The organism is Rhodoferax sp. (assembly GCF_018063565.1).
In the GTDB taxonomy this organism is placed as follows: Bacteria; Pseudomonadota; Gammaproteobacteria; order Burkholderiales; family Burkholderiaceae_C; genus Rhodoferax.
In genome coordinates this window covers 20,255-43,457 of the sequence record NZ_JAGPBB010000027.1, presented here as the reverse complement: position 1 = coordinate 43,457, position 23,203 = coordinate 20,255, and the positions used below count along the sequence as shown (strand labels likewise).

General features: G+C 61.6%; 17 protein-coding genes. 7 read left to right on the top strand and 10 right to left on the bottom strand.

From position 1 onward, the window contains the following. The first annotated feature begins 98 nt into the window (after positions 1 to 98). The 4 genes from KBF66_RS08530 to KBF66_RS08515 all read left to right on the top strand — a co-directional run bounded on the left by KBF66_RS08530 (position 99) and on the right by KBF66_RS08515 (position 7,882). A complete protein-coding gene (locus KBF66_RS08530; protein ID WP_296655090.1) occupies positions 99 to 1,880 on the top strand; it encodes a nickel-dependent hydrogenase large subunit in 1,782 nt (593 codons plus the stop codon). 248 nt (positions 1,881 to 2,128) lie between these two features. Continuing rightward, positions 2,129 to 3,625, top strand: coding sequence for an aldehyde dehydrogenase family protein (locus KBF66_RS08525; protein ID WP_296655097.1), 1,497 nt, complete (start codon positions 2,129 to 2,131; stop codon positions 3,623 to 3,625). Between the two features lie 247 nt (positions 3,626 to 3,872). Beyond that, positions 3,873 to 4,724: a PhnD/SsuA/transferrin family substrate-binding protein gene (locus KBF66_RS08520; protein ID WP_296655088.1), complete on the top strand. Its 852-nt coding sequence runs from the start codon at positions 3,873 to 3,875 to the stop codon at positions 4,722 to 4,724. After that, a complete protein-coding gene (locus KBF66_RS08515; RefSeq protein ID WP_296655086.1) occupies positions 4,721 to 7,882 on the top strand; it encodes an EAL domain-containing protein in 3,162 nt (1,053 codons plus the stop codon). Before KBF66_RS08520 ends, KBF66_RS08515 begins: the two co-directional genes overlap by 4 nt. Before the next feature lie 68 nt (positions 7,883 to 7,950). Here the strand turns inward: KBF66_RS08515 and KBF66_RS08510 are convergent, their stop codons facing one another. From KBF66_RS08510 to KBF66_RS08495, 4 genes are read right to left on the bottom strand one after another with little or no spacing between them, the layout of a single operon-like run. Then, positions 7,951 to 8,676: an ABC-type transport auxiliary lipoprotein family protein gene (locus KBF66_RS08510; RefSeq protein ID WP_296655083.1), complete on the bottom strand. Its 726-nt coding sequence runs from the start codon at positions 8,674 to 8,676 to the stop codon at positions 7,951 to 7,953. 12 nt (positions 8,677 to 8,688) lie between these two features. Then, positions 8,689 to 9,657 carry an MlaD family protein gene (locus KBF66_RS08505; RefSeq protein ID WP_296655080.1) on the bottom strand — a complete coding sequence of 323 codons (969 nt, stop codon included), beginning with the start codon at positions 9,655 to 9,657 and terminating at the stop codon, positions 8,689 to 8,691. A gap of 23 nt (positions 9,658 to 9,680) precedes the next feature. Next, entirely contained in the window at positions 9,681 to 10,484 is an 804-nt protein-coding gene (locus KBF66_RS08500) for an ATP-binding cassette domain-containing protein (RefSeq protein WP_296655078.1), read from the bottom strand. After that, positions 10,481 to 11,608, bottom strand: coding sequence for an ABC transporter permease (locus KBF66_RS08495; RefSeq protein WP_296655076.1), 1,128 nt, complete (start codon positions 11,606 to 11,608; stop codon positions 10,481 to 10,483). The genes KBF66_RS08500 and KBF66_RS08495 overlap by 4 nt, the downstream gene beginning before the upstream one ends. 125 nt (positions 11,609 to 11,733) lie before the next feature. On the opposite strand from KBF66_RS08495, the gene KBF66_RS08490 reads away from it, so the two are divergent. Continuing rightward, complete coding sequence (locus tag KBF66_RS08490) at positions 11,734 to 13,437, top strand: GMC family oxidoreductase N-terminal domain-containing protein (RefSeq protein ID WP_296655074.1); 1,704 nt, start codon at positions 11,734 to 11,736, stop codon at positions 13,435 to 13,437. 158 nt (positions 13,438 to 13,595) lie between these two features. Here the strand turns inward: KBF66_RS08490 and holA are convergent, their stop codons facing one another. Then, entirely contained in the window at positions 13,596 to 14,654 is a 1,059-nt protein-coding gene (gene holA / locus KBF66_RS08485; protein WP_296655072.1) for a DNA polymerase III subunit delta, read from the bottom strand. A 5-nt stretch (positions 14,655 to 14,659) separates the two neighbouring features. Next, positions 14,660 to 16,537 carry a S9 family peptidase gene (locus KBF66_RS08480; protein ID WP_296655095.1) on the bottom strand — a complete coding sequence of 626 codons (1,878 nt, stop codon included), beginning with the start codon at positions 16,535 to 16,537 and terminating at the stop codon, positions 14,660 to 14,662. Positions 16,538 to 16,702: 165 nt separating this feature from the next. Here KBF66_RS08480 and KBF66_RS08475 point away from each other — a divergent pair, with 165 nt between their 5' ends. Then, positions 16,703 to 17,683 (top strand): MurR/RpiR family transcriptional regulator, encoded by a 981-nt coding sequence (locus tag KBF66_RS08475; RefSeq protein WP_296655068.1) that lies wholly within the window; start codon positions 16,703 to 16,705, stop codon positions 17,681 to 17,683. 13 nt (positions 17,684 to 17,696) lie between these two features. Here the strand turns inward: KBF66_RS08475 and KBF66_RS08470 are convergent, their stop codons facing one another. Further along, positions 17,697 to 18,122: an Lrp/AsnC family transcriptional regulator gene (locus tag KBF66_RS08470; protein ID WP_296655066.1), complete on the bottom strand. Its 426-nt coding sequence runs from the start codon at positions 18,120 to 18,122 to the stop codon at positions 17,697 to 17,699. 137 nt (positions 18,123 to 18,259) lie between these two features. On the opposite strand from KBF66_RS08470, the gene KBF66_RS08465 reads away from it, so the two are divergent. Next, complete coding sequence (locus KBF66_RS08465; protein ID WP_296655092.1) at positions 18,260 to 19,363, top strand: ornithine cyclodeaminase; 1,104 nt, start codon at positions 18,260 to 18,262, stop codon at positions 19,361 to 19,363. Here the strand turns inward: KBF66_RS08465 and lptE are convergent. From lptE to KBF66_RS08450, 3 genes are all read right to left on the bottom strand, one after another. Beyond that, complete coding sequence (lptE, locus tag KBF66_RS08460) at positions 19,347 to 19,928, bottom strand: LPS assembly lipoprotein LptE (RefSeq protein WP_296655064.1); 582 nt, start codon at positions 19,926 to 19,928, stop codon at positions 19,347 to 19,349. The genes KBF66_RS08465 and lptE overlap by 17 nt on opposite strands. 3 nt (positions 19,929 to 19,931) lie before the next feature. Further along, the gene (gene leuS / locus KBF66_RS08455) at positions 19,932 to 22,661 is read right to left on the bottom strand and encodes a leucine--tRNA ligase (protein WP_296655062.1); all 2,730 of its coding nucleotides are present in this window, start codon (positions 22,659 to 22,661) and stop codon (positions 19,932 to 19,934) included. A gap of 99 nt (positions 22,662 to 22,760) precedes the next feature. Continuing rightward, the gene (locus KBF66_RS08450) at positions 22,761 to 23,195 is read right to left on the bottom strand and encodes a biopolymer transporter ExbD (RefSeq protein ID WP_296655060.1); all 435 of its coding nucleotides are present in this window, start codon (positions 23,193 to 23,195) and stop codon (positions 22,761 to 22,763) included. Positions 23,196 to 23,203 lie beyond the last annotated feature (8 nt).

The window sequence follows — 23,203 nt, the reverse complement described above, 5'->3', positions numbered from 1 at the left end:
TGCCAGATGGTGGCCCAAGGCGAAGGCACCGACAACGACGAGTCGGCTGCGCAACATCAGATTCTCGAAACCTTTCTGCAAAGCTGAGGACCACCTGTATGAGCAACACACAACGCATTGTGGTGGACCCGGTCACCCGCATCGAAGGCCACCTGCGTATCGAGGCGCAAACCGACGCCGACGGCAAGATCACCCAAGCTTATTCCGCCGGCACCATGGTGCGCGGCATCGAGATCATCCTGCGTGGGCGTGACCCGCGTGATGCCTGGGCGTTTGCCCAACGCATTTGCGGCGTCTGCACGCTGGTGCATGGGCTTGCCTCGGTGCGCTCGGTTGAAGACGCGCTGCACCGTGCCATCCCGACCTACAGCATCCCGCGCAACGCCGAGCTCATCCGCAACCTGATGATCGCCACGCAGTACATCCATGACCATGTGATGCACTTTTACCATTTGCATGCGTTTGACTGGGTCGATGTGGTGTCTGCCCTCAAGGCCGACCCCAAGGCCACCTCTGAGCTCGCGCAAAGCATCAGCAGCTACTCCAAATCATCGCCTGGCTACTTTGCCGATGTGCAAAAGAAGGTCAAAAACTTTGTCGAGCAAGGACAGCTGGGCATTTTTTCGAACGCCTACTGGGGCCATGCAGCGTACAAACTGCCACCCGAAGCCAATCTGATGGCAGTCGCCCATTACCTCGAAGCGCTCAGCTGGCAGCGCGACGTGGTCAAGTTGCACGCCATTTTTGGCGGCAAAAACCCGCACCCCAATTTTGTTGTGGGTGGTGTGCCCTCGGCCATTTCGGTGCAGACGGCGGCCGGGCCGATGAACTCAGGCGGCGGGCAGGCGGCCACGGCGGTCAACCTGGTCGGGTTGCAGCTGGTGCAAAACGTCATCAAACAAATGCAGGAGTTTGTCGATCAGGTGTATGTTCCCGACCTGCTGGCGATTGCCTCGTTTTACAAAGACTGGGGCGGCATTGGCAACACTGGCGGCAACTTTTTGTCGTTTGGCGACCTGCCGGGCAAGTCGATGTGGGACGCGGATGCGTTCCTGATTCCGCGCGGGGTCATTCTGGGTGGTGATGTCTCAAAAATTCACCCCATCGACTTTGACAAGGAAGACGAAATCCAGGAGTTTGTGAGCCACTCCTGGTACAAGTACGGCGCGGGCGATGCGCAGGGTCTGCACCCCTTCAAGGGCGAGACCGAGCTCAACTTTACTGGCCCCAAGCCACCTTACGAGCAGCTCGAGGTGGAGCAGAAATACTCGTGGATCAAGTCGCCCCGCTGGCAAGGCAAGGCCATGGAAGTCGGGCCCCTGGCGCGTGTGCTGCTGATGTACGCCAATGGCCACAAGCAGACCAAAGAGCTGGTCGATGGCACCTTGAAGAAGCTTGACGTGCCGGTCACCGCCCTGTTCTCCACACTCGGGCGCACCGCCGCCCGGGGCCTGGAATCCAAGGTGATTGCCGACTCGATGCAAGGCTGGTATGACGCGCTGATCGCCAACATCAAGGCCGGCGATGTGCGGACCTTCAACGACCAGTACTGGAGCCCCTCAAGCTGGCCCAGTCACATGCACGGTGTCGGTCTGATGGAAGCCCCGCGCGGTGGCCTGTCGCACTGGATCGTGGTCGACGATGGCAAGATCAGCAACTATCAGGCGGTGGTGCCCAGCACCTGGAACGCCGGCCCGCGTGACGCCAAGGGCCAGCCCGGGCCGTATGAAGCCGCGCTGCAGCACAACCACCAGTTGATCGACACCAAGCAGCCTCTTGAAATTCTGCGCACCGTGCACAGTTTCGATCCGTGCATCGCCTGCGCCATCCATGTGACCGACCCGCAAGGCGAGGAACTGGTGCAGGTCAAGGTGAATTGATCGCTGCAAAACAAAGAGCTACCAGCGTTTTAAAAACAAGCGCTGGCAGCCAATTTGTCGGGTCGTGCCGCGACAGCGGAGTTAAGTGCCTTATCGCCAGGAATGGCGTCCGAACCGGGTCGCGCAGCGATGATGGTTCTGACCATCAATGATGGCGGGTCAAAAGGCGGGTTGCCGTGCGCAACACAAGCCATTTTCCACCGCACAATCTGGCTTTTCTTTGACTGCGGAGTTCTTCTATGTCGGCGATGACCTTGTTGCAATCTTTGGGTGTGCGTCCGGGTGTTTTCGCGGATGGCCAGCTGGCCACGTTTTCCCCGATCGATGGGGTTGCGCTGGCGCGGGTTCGTGCCACCGAGGCCGCTGCCGTGGCGCAGACCGTTGAGCGCGCCCACGCCGCCTATTTGCGCTGGCGCAGCGTACCCGCGCCGCAGCGCGGCGAACTGGTGCGCCTGCTCGGTGAGGTGCTGCGCGCCAACAAACAGGCGCTGGGTGAACTGGTGACGCTCGAAGTGGGCAAAGTGTCCTCCGAGGGGCTGGGTGAGGTGCAGGAGATGATCGACATCTGCGACTTTGCCGTCGGCCTGTCGCGCCAGTTGCATGGTTTGACGATTGCCAGCGAGCGCCCGGGCCACCGCATGATGGAGACTTGGCAGCCGCTGGGCGTGGTCGGGGTGATCACCGCGTTCAATTTTCCGGTGGCGGTATGGGCCTGGAACGCTGCGCTGGCGCTGGTGTGCGGCGACGCCGTGGTCTGGAAGCCGTCTGAAAAAGCACCCCTTTGCGCGCTGGCCGTGCAGGCGCTGTTGGAGCAAGCGTGTGGCAAATTCAACCACCCCGAGCTTACCCAAGATCTGTCGCAGCTGGTGCTTGGGCACGCCGATGTGGGCCAGGGGCTGGTGGACCACCCCAAAGTGGCGCTGGTCTCAGCCACAGGCAGCACGCGCATGGGCCGAGCCGTGGGGCAGGCGGTGGCGGCGCGCTTTGGCCGCAGCTTGCTGGAGTTAGGGGGCAACAACGCCATCATCGTGGCCCCGTCGGCCGACCTCGACATGGCGGTGCGCGCGGTGGCATTTGCAGCTGCCGGCACTGCAGGGCAGCGTTGCACCACGGCGCGCCGGCTGATCGTGCATGCGTCGGTTTATGACGAACTGCTTGCGCGACTGAAAAAGGCTTACGCCAGTTTTCGTATTGGTGCGCCCGATCAGCCTGGCACCCTGCTGGGGCCACTGATCGATCAGGCGGCTTTTGACGGGATGCAGGAGGCGCTACAACAAGCAAAGCAGGAAGGTGGCATTGTGACTGGGGGTGAGCGTGTTTTGACGGACCAGTTTCCGGATGCGTATTATGTGCGTGCGGCACTGGTCGAGATGCCCGCGCAAACCGGCGTGGTGCGCCACGAAACCTTTGCGCCCATCTTGTATGTGCTGAAGTACCAGACGCTTGAGGAAGCCATTGCACTCAACAACGCGGTGCCACAAGGCTTGTCTTCGGCCATCTTTACCACCGACTTGCGCGAGGCAGAGGTCTTTATGTCTGCCGCTGGGTCCGATTGCGGCATTGCCAACGTCAACATTGGCACCTCGGGTGCCGAGATTGGCGGCGCTTTTGGCGGCGAAAAGGAAACGGGTGGGGGCCGCGAGTCTGGCTCGGATGCCTGGAAGTCCTACATGCGCCGGGTCACCAACACCATCAATTATTCGCGTGCCTTGCCACTGGCCCAGGGCGTGCAGTTTGATCTGTAGGGCCCCTTCATTTCTGAATCATCGGTATCGTTGTTGCAACGCCCTGTCGTGCGTCATCACCGCCAGCGGCTTCGCACCCAGACACAGATGATCTGGTACTGGAAACCGTGCTTGCCTGCGACGAATCGGTCAAATTGATGTTATTCGATTGATCGTGCAGGATCGGAATCGGTGCGAGTGGCGGCACAATCGGGGGCACGGTAATTCGTGTTGTTGGATCGTTAGATAGAAATAGGAGGGGTTCCTGATGGCCTCCAGTCCCAATCGTCGTCTGTTCCTGAGCGGCACCGCCGCAGGGCTTTTGCCCGTGTCGCTGGGCCTTCGTGCCCAGACGCCAGCCCTCAAGATGGGGATCATGCCTTTTAACAGCACGCTGGCGCTCATCAAAACCCACCAGCCGCTGATCCAGCACCTTGAAAAAACCGTTGGGCGACGCATCAATGTGTTTACCGCAGGCGACTACTTTACCTTTGTGAACGAGTTGCTCGACGGGCAGTTTGACCTGGCCATTGCCGGGCCGCACTTTGGCGTGATGGCGCAAGAGCGCGGCATGAGCATTCTGGCGCGTTACCGTGCCGACCTTCAGTCAGTCTTCGTGGTGCGCGACGATTCGGCCATCAAGTCCCCGATGGATCTCAAAGGCCTGCGTGTTGTGCTGTCGAGCCGCCTGTCCATGTCGTCGATGGGGGGCGTGAAGTGGTTGCAGGACAGTGGTCTCAGGCTGGGGCAGGATTACCAGCTTTTTGAGCGCAGCACCCATGGCGCGGCGATTGCTTCGGTGGCGGTCGGTGAGTACGACGCTGCCATCACCACCCACACCCCGCTGAATCAGATTCCGCCCGATGTGCGCGCCAAGATCCGCGTGCTGCCGGTGAATATTCACGCGCCCCATTTGATGACGCTGGCCAACACGCGGCTCGGGGCGGCCATGGTGGAGCGGGTCCGCCAGGGTTTGCGAGCCTTTGCGGATAGCACTGGCGGGCAGCAGTTCTTCAAAGATACCGGCTATCAGTCCTATGTGGACGTCACACCCGCTGACGTGCTGGCCCTCAAGCCCTTTGTGGCCCTGACGGTCGAGATGATGAGGCAAGCCAGATGACATGGCCGCGCTTTGCACGTGGACTGCGTTTTCGGCTGTTCATTGCAAGCCTGCTGATCGAACTGGTCATGATGGTGGTGCTGGTGGGCAACAGCCTGCGGCTCATCGACACCCATTTGGTGCGGCAAACCGAGCGCCGCCTCACCGCCATTGAACTGGCCTATAAAACTGCAGTCGCCTTGCCATTGGCGGCGCGCGATTACGCCTCACTGCGTGATGTGCTCGACGGTTGGCGGCAGGCAGAAGACATCACCTACCTGGTGGTGACGGACCCGTTGACCAACACGCTGGCGTCGTCCAACTGGCCCGAAGATCAGGCATTGCCAGAGCCGTCGGCGGATTTCAGCAACGTTGATGTCTTGCACGTGCGGTTTCCGGTCGATGTGTTGGGACAGAGTTATGGCATGGTGCACTATGGCCTGTCGATGGAATTTCTCAAGACGGCGCGACGTGACCTGATGTTTCAGGGTGCACTGATCGCCTCGATTGAACTGTTGCTGAGTTTTCTGGTGCTCTACGGTGTGGGCTACTGGCTGACGCGACACCTGGCGCATCTGACCGAGGCCAGCAGTCGCATCGCCGCAGGCAATTACCAGATTCGCGTGCCCCACACCTCGAACGACGAGGTTGGCCAGTTGACGCAGAATTTCAATCACATGGCGGAGGCGGTGCAGTCGCGCGTGGCGGAGTTGGGTGAACTGCTGGCGCGACAGAAAATCATCCTGCAGGCGCTGGGTGAAGGGGTTTATGGTCAGGACCGGTATGGGCGGTGCACCTTCATCAATCCGGCGGCACTGGCCATGCTCGGCTTGACCGAGGGCCAGGCCCTGGGTGCTGATCCCCATGCCTTGTTCCACCACAGCCGTGCCGATGGTGTGCCCTATGCCGTGGCCGACTGCCCGGCACACCAGACCTCGCTGGACGGTCAACCCAGACAGTCCGAGGACTGGTTCTGGCGCCAGAATGGGCGCGGGTTTCCGGTGGCCTTGATCGTGACCCCGTTGCTGGCCGATGGCGTGATACAGGGCGCGGTGGTGGCGTTCAGGGATATTTCAGAAAGCCGTGAAGCGGCGCGTGCACTTCAGGAGAGTCATCAAAGACTGAGCAACTTTATCGATGCTTTGCCCGACATCGTGGTCATCAAGGATGGTCAAAGCCGTTGGCAACTGGTCAACCTTGCCGCGCGTGAAGCACTGGCGCTCGATGATTGTGACTGGATGGGCAAAAACAACGCCGAGCTGGCACAACTGCGACCAGCGTTTCAGGCTTTTCACGAAGAGGCACAACAAAGCGACGAACACGCCTGGCAGAGCGCCGCCCTGGCGTTGAGCACGGAGCACATTTTTGCGCAAGGCGACACGCCGCGCATCAGCGAAGTGCGCAAGATGCCGATTTTTGCCGCCGATGGCAGCCGTTTGGCGCTGATGGTGATTGCACGCGACATCACCGAACGCCTGCAGACCGAGAGCCAGCTGCGCAAGCTGTCGCTGGCGGTGGAACAAAGCCCGGAGAACATCGTCATCACCGATCTGGCAGGGCGCATCGAGTACGTCAACGCTGCGCTGGTCACCAACACCGGGTACAGCCGTGACGAGTTGTTGGGCAACACCACGCGAGTGTTCAAGTCGGGCAAGACCCCGCCCGAGACCTACCCGGTGCTGTGGACGGCCCTGAAGGCCGGTGAAATCTGGCGCGGTGAATTCATCAACCGGCGCAAGGACGCCAGTGAATACACCGAGACCGCCACCATCGCGCCGGTGCGTGGCGCCGATGGCAACATCAACCATTACCTGGCGGTGAAGCAGGACGTGACCGAGCAGCGCAAGACCCAGGCGCAGATCTATCGCCTGGCCTACCATGACACGCTGACCGGTTTGCCCAACCGGGTGATGCTGCTGGAGCGACTGGAGCTGGCCCTGGCATTGGCCAAGCGACAGCAGATGGAGAACTCGTTTATCCTGTTCAATATCGATCGGTTCAAGAATCTCAACGACGCCCGTGGTCACCGACAAGGTGACTTGCTGCTGATCGCGGTCAGCGAGAGGCTTGGCCATCTGCTGCGCGAGGGCGACCTGCTGACCCGCGTGGCCGCTGACGAATTTGCCATCCTGCTGCTGGTGGCGCAGGGTACTGCGGTGACCGCCAGTCGCCATGCCCTGAGCGTATCGGAGCGGATCCATGAGGCGCTGTTGCAGCCCTTTGATTTTGGCGACGAGGTGTCCTTGGTCACCGCCAGTCTGGGCATCACCCATTTTCCGTTGGGTGCGGAAGACTCACCCCAGGAGGTGCTGCGCCGCGCCGACACGGCGCTGCACCGTGCCAAAGATGCCGGTGGCAACCAGAGCGCGTTTTTCGACGTGGCGATGGGCGAGTTGACGCAGCAGCGTTTCCAGATCGAACACGCGTTGCGCCAGGGGATCGGTGCGGGTGAGTTGCGGCTGTACATCCAGCCACAGGTCGACGCCGGCCGACAACTGGTCAGTGGCGAGGTACTGGTGCGCTGGCAGCACCCAGAGCGCGGCCTGTTGCCACCGGGTGTATTCATTCCGATCGCTGAAGAGTCTGACCTGATCATCGAACTGGAAAACTGGGTGACCCGCGAAACCTGCCGTCTGCTGGCCCGCGAAGAACTGGACGGCTACCCACTGCGCCTGTCGGTCAACATCAGTCCACGCCATTTTCGCCAGAGCGGCTTTGTCAACTGGTTACTGGGACTGATGCAGCAGGAAGGATGTGACCCGGCCTACCTGACCCTCGAAATCACCGAAGGCATGGTGATTGACAACATCGACGAACTGATTGCCAAGATGAACCGCCTGTCCAAGTTGGGCGTGCACTTTTCGATCGATGACTTTGGCACTGGCTACTCGTCACTGGCGTACCTGAAGCGCCTGCCGATTGATGAGCTGAAGATCGACAAGACTTTTGTGCAGGACGCCCCGAGTAACCCCGACGACGGCGCACTGGTGGAAACCATTCTGGCGATTGCGCGGCACCTGCATCTCAAAGTGGTGGCCGAGGGTGTGGAAACCCAGGCGCAGGCCGATTTTCTCAACGCTCGCGCCGAAGTGGTGCATCAGGGTTACCTGTACGGGCGACCGGAGCCGGCGGAGTTTTTCTTGTCCCGTCGACGCCTGGCACGCCCGGACGGGCCTTGACGCCGGCTGATCAGCGTCCCAGCGTCAGACGATCAGTCGCGCCATTGGGCAAGGGGCATCATGGCGGGTCATGGCGTGCGCTCCGCGGCCGGCACCTGTTCGAGCCAGCGCTCGATCTCGCTGACGGCCTGATCTGCCGCAGCCGCCAGCGCGCGCACCCCGCCGGCGGCGTCAGCGGTGGCTGCGGCCAGTTGCACGACAAAACTGCGTTGCGCCAGCAGGGTGTCGCCGCCGGCGCTGCGCCGGGTCAACGTGGCGCGCAGTCGCAGCAGGGCATGGCTTTGCTCCGGTGTATCAAACAACTGGCTGAACTCTTCAAGTTCCAGGCGCAGGTTCATCGGCACGGCGGTGCTCACTGACGGCGCCAGGGCTGCGGTGCCCGCAGCGGCAGAGGCAGCACGCCGGGCGGCCGGGGTGGGCATCAGTTCGCCGGTACCCAGGACAGCGCGGCGCAGGCCCAGCTGCTCGCGCAAACGCTGGTCGATCAGCTGCGCCGGTGGCATGCTCCAGCGCGCCAACGTGTAGGGCTTAAGAGCCTGCGCGTCGGCATAGGTCAGCCGGTACAGCACCGCCTGTCCTGACAGTGCCGCATTGGCGCGGGGTGCACTGACCTCCAATGGTGGCAACGGTGCCATGCGGTGGGTTGCGGCCTGTTGCCGTGCGCCAGGGCCAAAGTCATACACCACTGGAGCTTGTGCCGGGCGTGGCAGGCTGCAGGCACTCAGGAGTAAGAAAAAGGTGACAAATATGCCTCTAGCGCATATCTGTACGGCATTGATAGCTGCGATATTCATATCAAAATAGTCTCAGGGTCGAGCGCCAACGGGGACGGGTGACGCAAAACCCGGCTCACCGGGTCCGGGTGTGGCCACCGGTTTACCGAGCAAAATGGCTTGCGGGTTGTCGGTCAGGGTCTGTGTGAGTTCGCCCAGCTGGTGGGTGGTGTGGGTGGCCTCGGTGATGGCCTGGTCCACCCTGGGCAAGGTGCTGATGCGCAGGCTGCTGCCGGTAGCCACCAGAATACTGGCACCCAGGTCCAACTGGTCGAGTGTGCCGCCTGGTGCATACATGCGTTCGGTCACCAGCCGGAAGGCACGCGCTGAGGCACGCGCCTCGTCGGCGCTGTCGCCCACCCGCCTGGAGGTGAGTTTGAGCACATCGAGCGTCTCGCGGCCACCTTGCGCCATCTCGGGCAAGGTCTGGCGTGCCTGTGCCGTAAGCGTTTGCAGCTCGCTGGCGGTGCGGCCGATCTGGGCAATGGCGGTGAATAGCGTTTGCTGGTTGTCCGGTGCCAGCAGCTGGTTCAGGCGGGCACTGGCTTGTTCCATCTGACCCAACAGGCGTTCGCCCTGGTCGCTGAGTTTGCTGATCAAACCTGCCCGCAGCGGGATGCGTCCGCCGGACATCGGCCGGGACGGGGTGGCAACACTACCCGCGTCATCGAGCTGGATAAACGCCAGCCCGGTCACGCCCTGATAACCCAGGGTGGCAAAGGTGTCACTGTTGACCGGGGTCTGCTCATTCACGGCAATGCCCACCAGCACCTGTCCGGGTATCTCGGGGTCGAGCCGGATCTGTGTCACCTTGCCGACCGGCACGCCACGCAGGCGCACACTGGCTTGTGGCTGCAGACCCGTCACGTTGATACGCCCGGTCAGTTCGTAGAGGGTCATGGCGCTGGTGTCGCGGGTCAGCCAGACGGCCGCTGCCACCAGCATGGCCATCATCAACAGGACAAAGGCGCCGGCAGCGAGCGCGTGGGATTTGTTTTCCATAAGTGGTGTGTGTAGGCGGGGTTTTAACCTGCTTTTGGGTTGTCTTGCAACAGCGCAGCGGCCCGCAGACCCCGTTCGCCGAGAAAAAACTCCTTGATGAACGGGTGCGGATGCGCCATCACCTGGGCAGCGCTGCCCAGCGCGACGATGTGTTTGTCGGCCACCACGGCAATGCGGGTGGACAGTTCCAGCAGGGTGTCGAGGTCGTGCGTCACCATCACCACGGTCAGATCCAGTTCCTGGTGCAATGCCTTCAGCAGGGCACAGAACTCGTCGGCGCTGCCGGGGTCGAGCCCGGCGGTGGGTTCGTCGAGCAGCAGCAGCGGCGGGTCCATGATCAGTGCCCGTGCCAGGGCCACCCGTTTGATCATGCCGCCCGAGAGGTCGGCTGGCATCTTGTGCGCGGCCGATACGTCCAGCCCCACCATTTGCAGCTTGACCATCGCCACGTCGCGGATCAGGTCTTTGGGCAAGGTGCCGAGTTCGCGCAGCGCAAAGGCGATGTTGTCGATGACACTGAACGCCGAAAATAGCGCCCCGTGCTGAAACAGCATGCCGACGCGGCTGGCAGCCCCTTCGCGCCCAAGCTGTTCGGCCGGTTCACCCAGCACCGTGACGCTGCCGCGGTTGGGGTGCGCCAGCCCGAGAATCTGGCGTAGCAATACTGTCTTGCCCGAGCCTGAGCCGCCCACAATCGACAACATTTCGCCCTGCGCAATGTTCAGATCGAGGTTCTGGTGGATCACCACATCTCGCCCGGCACTGTGAAACACCGACCACAGCTGTTTGATCTGCACCACTGGCGCGCGACGGTCGGGCAGATTCATAGTCCGATGTTCTTGAACACCACCGCCGCCAGCGCGTCCACCAGCAGCACCACCGTGATGCTGGTCACCACCGAGGCGGTGGTGCCCTGGCCGAGGCTCTCGGTGTTGGGTTTGACACGCAGGCCAAAGTGACAGCCAATCAGCGCAATCAGCACGCCAAACAGGGCTGACTTGCCCAGCGCCAGCCACAGGTTGCTGATTTCGACCACGTTGGGCAGGGTGGCAAAAAAGTAGGCCGGTGTGACACCCAGCACCAGATCGGCCGCCAGAATGCCGCCCAACATGGCCGACGCGGTGGTCCACACGGCAATCAGCGGCATCGCCAGCGCAATGGCGAGTGCGCGAGGCAACACCAGTCGGTATCCTTTCGGGATGCCCATGACGCGCATGGCGTCGAGCTCCTCGGTGACGCGCATCACACCGATCTGCGCGGTGATGGCTGAGCCTGAACGACCGGCGATCAGAATGGCCGCCAGCATCGGTCCCAGCTCGCGGATCAGCGCCAGTCCCAGAATGTTGACGATGAAGGTGTCGGCGCCAAACTGGCGCAATTGGCGCGACATCAGATACGCCAGCACAATGCCAATCATGAAACCCACCAGCGCGGTGATGGGCAGCGCAGTGGCACCAATGTGGTACAGATGGCCCGATACATCGCGCCACGGCCCACGCCGGGGTGAGCGCAGCAGATGCAGCAGGTCCAGCAGCAATTGACCCAGCAGGCGCAGCAAGCCTTGCGCGTGGTCGATCAACACCCAGACCTTTTCGCCGAGTTTCAGAAAACTCACCCAGGCGTTCCAGGGGGGTGGTTTGGGTGCGACGGTGGTGTAGCGGGCGACCCGTTCCAGCATGGCGCGCTGGCCGGGTTGCAGGTCGAGTCGGGCGGGCCATTGGTGTCCCCAGTGGTTCCACAGCAGTTGGGCACCCGTGTGGTCCAGCCGCTTGATACCGCGCAGGTCCCAGCGGTAACTGGCCGTTTGCGCCTGGCAAGCGCCGAGCTCCTGTGTCACACGGGACCAGTTGGCAGGTTCGGCCAGGCGCGCCGCACCCCAGCAACCGCCCAGCACGGCACAAGTGCCGTCGGTGCAGGGCTGCAGAACCAGGGTCGGGGCGGGCTCGTTCATGGCGTGAATTTCAAGGTATGTGCATCGTAACGGCAATGCTGCTGCAGAGACACACCCGCATTGCGGCAAAATGCCCGCAAAGGGGCCGCTCGGGCCGGGCGCAGACTGACGGAAAGCGAGGCAGTATGGGTACACACTTTGACTACATCATTGTCGGTGCCGGCACGGCCGGATGTCTGCTTGCCAACCGGCTTAGCGCCGACCCGAGCAAACGGGTGTTGCTGCTGGAGGCGGGGGGGCCAGACAGTTACCCCTGGATCCACATTCCGGTGGGGTACCTGTACTGCATCGACAACCCGCGTACCGACTGGCTGTACCGCACGCAGCCCGATGCCGGGCTCAATGGGCGCTCCCTGTTGTATCCGCGCGGCAAGACTTTGGGCGGCTGCAGCAGCATCAACGGCATGATCTACATGCGCGGGCAGGCGCGGGACTACGATGCCTGGGCACAGCTCACGGGCGAGCCGGCCTGGGCCTGGCAGAACTGCCTGCCGGACTTTATTCGCCATGAAAGTCACTATCGATTGGATGGCGAAGAAGTGAATACAGATAAGCGCTTTAGCGCAAAAAGTCGTGAAGTTTTTGCACAGTTTCACGGCCGCGGCGGTGAGTGGCGGGTGGAGAAGCAACGGCTGCGCTGGGATGTGCTCGACGCCTTTGCCCAGGCGGCACAACAGGCGGGCATTGCCGCCACCGACGACTTCAATACCGGCTCCAACGAGGGGGTGGGTTACTTCGAAGTCAACCAGCGCTCCGGCTGGCGATGGAATACCGCCAAGGCGTTTTTGCGCCCGGCCTGTGACGGTCGCGCCAACCTGCAGGTGTGGACGCAGGCGCAGGCGGCGCGTCTGGAACTGGTGCAACAGGGTGACGGCAGCCTGCGCTGCACCGGGGTACAGGTCCTCAAGGGCGGCGAGATGCTGACTGTCAGCGCCAGTGCCGAGCTGATTTTGAGCGCGGGCAGTATTGGCTCGCCGCAGCTGTTGCAACTTTCGGGCATCGGACCCGGAGCATTATTGCAGCGTCATGGCATCAGCGTGTTGCACGATGCGCCGGGCGTCGGTGGCAATTTGCAGGATCACCTGCAGATCCGCGCGGTGTTCAAGGTGCAGGGTGTCCAAACCCTCAACACCCTGGCCAGTTCCTGGTGGGGCAAGGCCATGATTGGCCTGGAATATGCCATGAAGCGCACCGGCCCCATGAGCATGGCGCCCAGTCAACTCGGTGCCTTTACCCGCAGTGACCCCGGTCAGCCCTACCCCAATATCGAGTACCACGTGCAACCCTTGAGTCTGGAGGCTTTTGGCAAGCCGCTGCATGATTTTGCGGCATTCACCGCCAGCGTGTGCAACCTCAATCCGACCAGCCGCGGCCACGTACAGATCAGCTCGCCCGACTTTGCTGTGCCACCGCTTATTGCGCCCCATTACCTCAGCACCGACGCCGACCGCAAGGTGGCGGCCGATTCGCTGCGTCTCACGCGCACCATTGTGGGGCAGCCGGCCTTGGCCCGGTACCTGCCGCAGGAGTTCAAGCCGGGCTTGCAGTTCCAGACCGATGACGAGTTGGCGCGTCTGGCCGGTGACATTGCCACCACCATATTCCATCCGGTGGCCACCACCAAGATGGGCCGGGACGACGACCCGCTGGCGGTGTTGGACGCACGGATGCGGGTGCGTGGCCCCACGGGCCTGGTGGCGGGCTTGCGTGTCGTGGACGCCGGCGCCATGCCGCTGATCACCAGCGGCAACACCAACGCACCCACCTTGATGATGGCGGAGAAGGCGGCGCGCTGGATTCTCGAAGACGCCACAACGCACAAAATTTGATCTTTCGCAAGGGTATTTCCCAATGGCACAGCACTGGTTTGGGGCGTAAAGTCTGGCCATCACTTGCGGGACATGTGCCCGCGCAAGGTGAAAGACCCCAGGAGATCGGCCCAACAGGCCAGACAACAAAGAAGGCATCGGCAACCCCGGTGCCTTTTTTATTGGGTCGGCTCCGGCTGACAGGCACGGCACAACAACATGGCCAGCCGCTGCAGCGCCTGCCAGCCATCGCTGGGCCATTGTGCAAGCTTGAGCCCTTTCACAATGCCGTCGACCTGATGCGCCTGGAGTAGCAACTGCGCCAGGGTGGCATCGCCCAGGCGTGGCAACACGCGCTCAAACAAGCGCTCCTTGTGACCCCAGATCCGTTGTTCACGCAGCGCCATCGGCAGCGGTTTGCCCTGGTTCATGGCGTCCTTGACGCGTTTCAGGGCGCGAATGTCTTCCGCCAGTGCGAAGTGCACCAGCACCTCGGCTTCGCCTTCGGCCTGCAAGCCGTCGAGCATCCGTTGCACGCGGCCGAACTGGCCCGCCAGCACCGCCTCAGATAACTTGAACACGTCGTAACGTGCCACGTTCAATACCGCAGCCTCGATTTGCGCAAAGCCGAGTTCACCGCCAGGGTAAAGCAGCGCGAGCTTCTGAATCTCCTGATGCGCGGCCAGCAGATTGCCTTCCACCCGGTCGGCAAAAAACTGCAGGGTACGCTGACCCGCTTCACCCGCCGTCACACGCTGACCTTGCAGCGCTAGGCGCTGGGCGATCCACTGCGGCAGCGCCGCACGGTCCACCGGACTCACTTCCAGTGTGATGCCGGTCTCCAGCGCGGCGAACCAGGCACTGGATTTGGTCAGCTTGTCAAGCCGCGGCAAGACCACCAGTGTCAGGGTGGCATCGCTGCCGCGTGATTGGTCCACCAGCTGTTGCAAGGCGGCGCTGCCGTCCTTGCCGGGTTTGCCACTGGGAATGCGCAGCTCAAGCATCTGCTTGTCGGCAAACAGGCTCAACGAGCCACTGGCTGCCAGCACTTCGCTCCAGTCAAAGTGAGCCCCTGCGACGGTGTGGGAGGTGCGCTCGGAAAACCCCTGCGCCCGCGCCACGACGCGGATGGTGTCAAGCGCCTCCTGAATCAGCAAGGGCTCGTCACCATGCAGGGTGTAAAGGCTTTTGAGCCCCTTTTGCAAATGGGCTGCAAGTGCAGAGGGGCTGATCTGCATACCCGTTATTGAGGTTTAAGGTGTTTGGCCAGGAAGGCCTCCATGGTTTCGTAAAACTCGAACTGGTTTTCTTCGTTGTGAAAACCATGGCCCTCGTTGTCTTTGACCAGGTAAGGCACCTCCACGCCGCGCGCGCGCAGCGCCTGCACCATCTGGTCGCTCTCGGCCTTGTTCACCCGTGGGTCGCGCGCGCCTTGCACCACCAGCAGGGGGGTTTTGATCTTGTCGGCGTTGAGCGCAGGTGAGGTGCGCGTCAGTCGTTCTTTGTCTTTTTCGGGGTGGCCGACCATGTCGTAGAACTTGGGCAGTTGCGGGCGCCAATAGGGTGGGATGGTGTTCATGAAGGTAAACAGATTGCTGACCCCCACGTAGTTGACTGCCGCGGCGTACAGGTCAGGCGTGAACGCGACGCCGGCCAGCGTAGCGTAACCGCCGTAGCTGGCACCGTAAATGGCGATGCGCTTGGGATCGGCCGTGCCCTGGTTGATCAACCACTGCACCCCGTCGGTGATGTCATCCTGCATCTTCAGGCCCCACTGGCCAAACGACGCTTCCCAGAACTGGCGCCCGTAGCCGGTGGAGCCACGAAAGTTCATTTGCAGCACACAGTAGCCGCGGTTGGCCAAAAACTGCACTTCGGGGTTGTAACCCCAGTCGTCGCGTGCCCAGGGGCCGCCATGTGGATTGATGATGCACGGCAGGTTCTGCTTGCCCCGTCCCGGCGGCAAGGTGAGGTAGCCATGCAGCGTCAGGCCGTCACGGCTTGGGTACGTGACCGGTTGCATCGCAGCCATGTCCTGCTCGGCAATCTTGGGGTTGATGTCGGCAAGCTTGCTCAGCGAATCACTTTTGGCATCAAAAATGTAGCGCGTACCGGGTGTGCGGTCGTTGCTGGCGGCCACAATGAACTTGTCCTCGGCCCGCGTGCCGCTTTGCAGGTGGACCTCCATGCCGGGTACTTTGGCCTCGATTCTGCGGTAGCGCTGCTCGGTCGCGGCATCAAAATACTGGCGCTGGCTCCTGTCGGTCACATAGGTCAGGTCGGTGATTTTCTTATGCAGCCGAGACCAGCTCAGGCCGGCCACATCGACATCGGGGTGTGCATACACCAGTTCTTCGGTATCGGGTTTGACCGGGTCAATGGTGACCAGCGCTTTCTTGTCGCGCCCCCGGTTGCTGATGGCGTAGAACTTCCTGTTGTCGGCGGTAAAGGCGGCGATGTCGACTTCGGTCTTGTAGTCGGTGGTGATGATGGGTTTGAACGCGTCGCGCTCGTTGGCGCGGTACAGCAGAACCGTGCTGAGTCCATCGGTACGAACCGCGCCGCGCACTTTGCCGGCGTGGTCGGTGGTCCAGCCGACGATGTCGCCCGGGTTTTGAGCCACCAACTGTTCGCGCCCGGTGCGCAGGTCGATGCGATAGACGTCAAACACTTCGGCGTTGCGTCGGTTGTGGCTGACCAGGATGTGGTGCGGATCATCGGGCAGGTCGTCCAGGAGTTCGGCTCGCACCTTGTCGCCTGGCGTCAGGTCGGTCACCTTGCCGGTTTTGACGTCGATGGCGACTACATGGAAGTTCTCGTCACCGCCAAAGTCTTTGGTGTAGAGGATGCGGCTGCTGCCTTTCCAGTGATAGATGTTGATGTCACGTGCCGTCTCGGCGGTCAGGCGGCGCGCCTGGCCTACCGGTGTGCTGCCTTTGAGCGGCTGCACAAACACATTCATGCGTCGTGCCGCACCTTTGACCGACACCGGCTGCATGAAACCCAAGGTGCGACCGTCGTCGCTCAACCGGAAATAGCCCTTTTCGGGGTTGCTGAAAAAATCCCGGATGGGGTAGGCCTTGGGGGTGGCGGTGGTTTGCGCCGAGCTTTGCAGCGGCATGGAGATGGCCAGTGTGGCCGCTGCCAGCAGCAGCGTTTGGCAAGTGGTGCCGACGATAGGCGTGAAGCGCATGAAGCATTCCTTTGGAGCAGGGTGTGCGAGTATAGGAGCGGCGGTATGACGGGTGGCATCTGGTGTTGGTCGTCGCAGCGCTAAACTCCTGCCATGGATGACGCTCCAGCCCAAACCCAGCCGCCCGCCACATTGCAGGTCGATACCCAGTTTGCGGGTTCTGCACTGGGTCAGCAATTGCAGCAATTGCTGGCCAAGGGGCGCGGCAGTGATGCCATGATTGCTGACTTTTTGCTGCGCAATCCAGTGCGTGCCACTGCCTGGGGGATAGAGGAGCTGGCCAATCAGGTGCAGACCTCGACGGCCACTTTGAGCCGGTTTGCGCGCAAGCTGGGTTTTGAAGGCTTTGCCGCCTTGCGTGCGGCCATGGCCGAGGTGCTGCACAAGGCGATGCAGCCGGTGTTTCAGCCGGTCGAGAAACTCCGTGGCGCGTTGCAGCGCGAACCCGGCAGCAGTGGGGTCAATCCGGTGCTGTCCGAAAGTCTGCAGGCCAACCTGAGCAACCTGAGTGGCACCGTGGCGGGTTTGGACTTGTCGCGGCTCAACACCGTGTCGCGGCGTGTGCTGGCAGCGGAAACGGTCTACACCTTGGGCTTTGGTGCCAGTGCCCATCTGGCGGCGCTGCTGGCGTTCAACCTGCAGCCGTTTTGCCGACAGACCATCAATGTGGTGGAGTTTGGTGGAACCGGCGTGGCCGCCACACGGCTGATGAACATCGGCCCCAGTGACTTGCTGATTGCCATCGCCTTCCCACGTTATGCCAGCGATGCCATCACGTTGTCACGTTACGCAAGGGACCGTGGTGCCCGGATTGTGGCGATCACCGATTCGGTGGCATCGCCCTTGGTGCCGTGGTCCCACGATGTGCTGTTGGCAGCCGCCTCACATCCGGTGCTCTCCAGCAGCTATACCGGTGCCGTGCTGGTGGTCGAGGCCTTGATCACCAGCCTGATGCTCGGTGGCAGCAACCATGTGGCGCAAGCGACCCGCCTGGCCGATGCGGTGTCGAGTTACCTGTACCGTGACCGTCCGGGCAACGAGCGCAAAGCGGCACGCAAGAAAAAGAAGTCCTGAGCGTCACCACCCGTCAAGCCAGACGGTAGGTTTCCAGGTGGATGCTGGTTTCGGTGTTGCTGATCCCCTTGAGCAGTCGAATGCGTTCCAGCACCTTGGCCAGCTCCTGCAAACTCTCAGCGCGCAATTCGGCCAGCAGGTCCCAGCGCCCGTTGGTGTCGTGCAGGGTGGCCACCCCCGGTTCCCCGAGCAATGCGGCAATCACGACACGGGTCTGGTTGCCCTCGACCGCAATACTCATCCAGGCAGTGATCTGATCATGCTGTACATCCGGGCGCAGCCGCACCGTGTAGCCGACGATGACCCCATCATCTTCCAGCCGCCGGATACGGTTGGTGACGGTGCCACGCGAAACCTTGAGCTTGGGGGCCAGTGCCGCCACCGACAGGCGTGCGTCCTGACGCAAGAGCGAGAGCAGTTGTTGGTCTGTTTCATCCATAGTGGCAATCAGTGCTGTCAAAACGTCAATTATGTGACTATTTTTAGTCATTGTTGACGATTGTTATTGTTGTGAAAACCGATCAAACTCTGTGCAACCCGTGAACAGAACCCATTGACCAGAGCAGACAGAGCATGATGCACACCCCCAATCCCAACCTGACGACCCGTTTTCTCAGCCCGCTCGACGTGTCAGAGATCGTCTTGCACAACGGCATGGCTGCCACTCTGCAAGGGATGGCGGACTGCATTCGGTATGATTTTTTGCGCTGGCAAAGTTTTGACAAGTCAGCCCGTCTGGCAAGTCATTCGGCCCTGGGCGTGATTGAGCTCATGCCCATTGCCGACGAGCGCACCTATACCTTCAAGTACGTCAACGGGCATCCAGGAAACGCCACCCAGGGTTTGCCAACCGTGATGGCGTTTGGGGTGCTGGCTGACGTGGCAACGGGATTCCCACTGTTGGTCAGCGAACTGACACTGACCACGGCCTTGCGCACGGCGGCCACATCGGCGCTGGCGGCACGGGTGTTGGCGCGGCCAGACAGCAAGGTCATGGCATTGATTGGCAACGGTGCACAAAGCGAGTTCCAGGCTCTGGCGTTTCATCACCTGCTGGGGATCGAGGAAATTCGGGCGTTCGACATTGATCCCCAAGCGACGGTCAAGTTGTTGCGCAACCTGCAGCAGCGCCCCGATGCATCGCCCCTGCGCCTGATCCGCTGCGGCAGTATTCGCGAAGCAGTGCGCGGCGCCGACATTGTGAGCACCATCACCGCCGACAAAACCAATGCCGCCATCGTCACCGTCGACATGCTCGAGCCCGGGATGCACATCAACGCGGTGGGTGGTGACTGCCCGGGCAAGACTGAAATACATCCTGACGTCTTGCGTGCGGCACGGGTATTTGTTGAGTTTGAACCCCAAACCCGCATTGAGGGGGATTTGCAGCAATTGCCAGCCGACTTTGCCGTGACCGAACTCTGGCGCGTGCTTCAAGGGTGCGCGCCTGGGCGGCAGGACGCACACGAGGTCACGGTCTTTGACTCGGTCGGTTTTGCCATGGAAGACTTTTCCGCCTTGCGTTACCTCCAGGCACAGGCGCAAAAGTTGCACCTTGGCGACCCTTTGGCCTTGATGGTGCAGCTGACAGATCCCAGGGACCTGTACCAACTGGTGCGAGCCAGGGTGTTGCCCGCAGACGCCAAGGAGGCGTTCGACTCCGTCAAGGTGGCAGCTTGATGGCAGCCAGTCGGCGCAGGATTTGTTGCACCACGTCGCTTTGCATGTCGCGGTAAAGCTGGGCCTCCTCGGTTTCTTTGGCCAGCGCATAAGTTTCGTTGTAGCTGATGTCGCGCAACTGCACGATGGTCTCGGGCGCAATCAACTCACGCCCTTGCGAGACATCGAGCTTGAAGCTGACGCGCAGGCGCAACTGAAACTCGCGCACCTGACCGGATGTGTTGACGCCGACCACGGTCTTTTCACGCTGCTCACTCAAAATTTCCAGCCGCAGGGGCGCCTTGTCCGATGGCACGTCGGCGCCGAGTATGCGCACCGATCCGCTGAGTGCGGCACGCAACTCCTGCACCACCGGACCGCCGGGGCTGGGCTGGAGGGCCATTTCGCTGAAGGCAAAGCGCTGACTGCCGCGCAGTTTGAAGCCGCACCCGCCCGCCAACGCGCTCAGTGCCAGGGCGGCGGCAAACCGACGGCGGCGCAGTCCGACGGTCGCGGCCATCGCCACGCCGCTGGTCATGGGCGCAGCACTTGCGTCGCGGTTTTCAGAGTCAAGGCGTATGGTCATGGCTCAAACCACCAGATTGACGAGGCGCCCAGGCACCACAATCACCTTTTTTGGGGCAGCACCCTGAGAGAACTTCTGGAACATCTCATGGGCCATTGCCGCCTGTTCGATGGTCGACCGGTCGGCGTTGCTGCTGACCACGATGGCACCGCGCAGCTTGCCGTTGATTTGCAACATCAGCTCGATCTCGTCGGTGGCCAGCGCCACGGCGTCCACCTTTGGCCACCCGGTGTCGAGCAGGTCACCCAGTACCCCTGCATAACCCAGGTCGGACCACAGCGCATGGGTGATGTGGGGGGTGGCCGGGTACAGGCAGCGCAGCAGTATGGCAAAACCCTCCACCAACGCCACCTGCGCTCCGGCGCAGTCCAGGGCCTTGAAGTCTTCCAGCGCGTTGATCATCTTCATCGTGCCTGACACCACGGTGTTGTACTGCATCCGCTGGTAGTCGTAATCGACCTGTTTGAGTACCGTGTGAATCTCGCGGCGCAAGGTTTTGGCCTCCTTGCCAAACTCAACATCATTCAGGCTCCCAGCGCTTACTGCAATTGCCTCTGCAGCTTCCATATTCATAGTGGAAAGTTTGACACCAAATGCCCAAACGCGGCGCAGGAAGCGGTAACTGCCTTCCACGGCGGCGTCGTTCCACTCCAGCGTAGCCTCCGGCGGGGCGGTGAACATGGTGTACAGGCGTGCGGTGTCGGCACCATATTTCTCGATCAGGTCCTGCGGATCAACACCATTGTTCTTCGACTTGCTCATGGTGCCCACACCTTCATAGTCGATGGCCGTACCCACCGGCAAATCGGCCACCGCATGGATCAACCGTGCGCCGACGACTTTGCCCGTGGCATCAAGCACATGCTCGACATCTTTGGGCCAGAAGTAGTCTTTTCCGCCTTGAGGGGTGCGCCGGCTGTAGATGTGGTTAAGCACCATGCCCTGTGTGAGCAGTTTGGTGAACGGTTCATCGACCTTGACCAACCCCAGATCACGCATCACCTTGGTCCAGAAGCGCGCGTACAGCAGGTGCAGGATCGCGTGTTCGATGCCGCCGATGTACTGGTCCATCGGCATCCAGTAGTCCGCACCGTCAGCCACCATCCTGTCGGCATTGGTCGGGTCGCAGTAGCGCATGAAGTACCAGGAACTGTCGACAAAGGTGTCCATGGTGTCGGTTTCGCGCCGCGCAGCTTTGCCGCAGATCGGGCATGTCACCCCTGCATGGAACGCCTCACATTTGTTCAACGGGTTGCCCGAGCCGTCCGGGACCAGGTCATCGGGCAGCACCACGGGCAAGTCTTTTTCGGGTACCGGCACTGCGCCATGATCCTCACAGTGAATGATCGGAATCGGCGTGCCCCAGTAGCGCTGGCGGCTGATGCCCCAATCGCGCAGCCGCCAGGTGATTTTTGTCTCGCCCAGACCGAGCGCACCCAGGTCAGCCGCCACGGCCGCGACACAGTCCTTGAACACCAGTCCATCGTATTTGCCAGAATTGACGGCAATGCCAGAACCCTTTTCGGCGTACCAGTCCTGCCAGACAGTCGTATCGAAGCCGCGGTAGGCTGGCGCGGACACAGATCCAGCCGGGTTCAGGACCGCCACAACCGGCTTGATCGGCAACGCGTACTTCAAGGCAAACGCGAAATCTCGCTCGTCATGCGCGGGCACCCCCATCACCGCGCCATCGCCATAGCCCATCAGCACATAGTTGCCCACCCAGACCGCGACCGATTCGCCAGTGAGTGGGTGCGTCACAGACAGGCCGGTGGGCATGCCCACCTTTTCCTTTAGCGCCATCTCGGCCTCGGTGGTGCCGCCCTTGCCACATTCGTCGATGAACGCAGCCAGCGCCGGATTGGCCGCCGCAGCATGTGCCGCGATCGGATGCTCCGGCGCCACCGCGCAAAAGGTCACCCCCATGATGGTGTCAGGCCGGGTGGTGAACACATACATCCGGCCATCGCCAATCAAGCGGCCCGATGCATCCGAAATGCTGTGCGGAAAGGCAAAACGCACGCCCTCGCTCTTGCCGATCCAGTTTTCCTGCATCAGCTTGACGCGCTCGGGCCACCCTGGCATCTTGTCGCCGGTGACATTGGCCAACAATTCTTCAGCGTATTGGGTGATGGCCAGGTAATAACCCGGAATTTCACGCTTTTCCACCACTGCCCCGGTGCGCCAGCCCTTGCCGTCGATGACCTGCTCGTTGGCCAGCACCGTCATGTCCACCGGGTCCCAGTTGACCACCTGGGTCTTGCGGTAGGCAATGCCTTTTTCCAGCATTTTCAAGAACAGCCACTGGTTCCACTTGTAATACTCGGGCGTGCAGGTGGCGACCTCACGGCTCCAGTCGATGGCCAGACCCATGGCCTGCATCTGCTGCTTCATGTAGGCAATGTTCTCAAAGGTCCATTGGGCCGGCGGCACACGGTTTTTCAGCGCCGCGTTTTCGGCTGGCAGGCCAAAGGCATCCCAACCCATGGGCATTAGCACGTTATAGCCGTTCATGCGCAGGTAGCGCGTGAGCATGTCGTTGATGGTGTAGTTGCGCACATGGCCCATGTGCAGCTTGCCGCTGGGGTAGGGCAGCATCGAGCAGGCGTAAAACTTCCTTTTGGCCTGGCCGCTTGCGTCCTGCGCGTGTTCGTTGACCCGGTAGGCGTCTGTGCCCTGCCAGTGGGCCTGGGCGGCGGGTTCTACGTCAAGGTGCTGGTATTTGTCTTGCATGGCGATCGATCGGTGCGGGCACTGTGCCGCGTTGGCGAATGGGGTTAAGTGAGGGGCGGACTCAGGGGCGGGCAGGCACCTGGGTAACGGGTGCTGATTTTAGGGTTTGCTGGCACGCTCGGAGGGCGGGTCTGTGACAAAGCCGATGCGGTTCAGGCCGGCCTTCTGCGCTGCCGCCATGACACTGACCACTCGGCCATAGGCCACTGATTGGTCGGCGCGAAGCTGCAGCTCGGTGTCCGGATGCTGCAGTCGGGCGCTGGCAAACCGGTCTGCCAAGGCATCAAGACCCATGGGCTGGTTGTTGAGGTAGATATTGCCGGATGCGTCGATTGCCACACTGACCACAGGTGGGGTGTGGGCGGCCGGCGCTGCCGATGCCTTGGGCAGGTCAAGCGCGATGGTGCTGGCCAGCAAAGGCGCGGTGATGATAAAAATGACCACCAGCACCAGCATGACGTCAATCAGAGGTGTCATGTTGATGTCGCTCATGGGCGACGGGACGGCGCTGCGTTCGAGGCGACCAAATGCCATATCGGGGG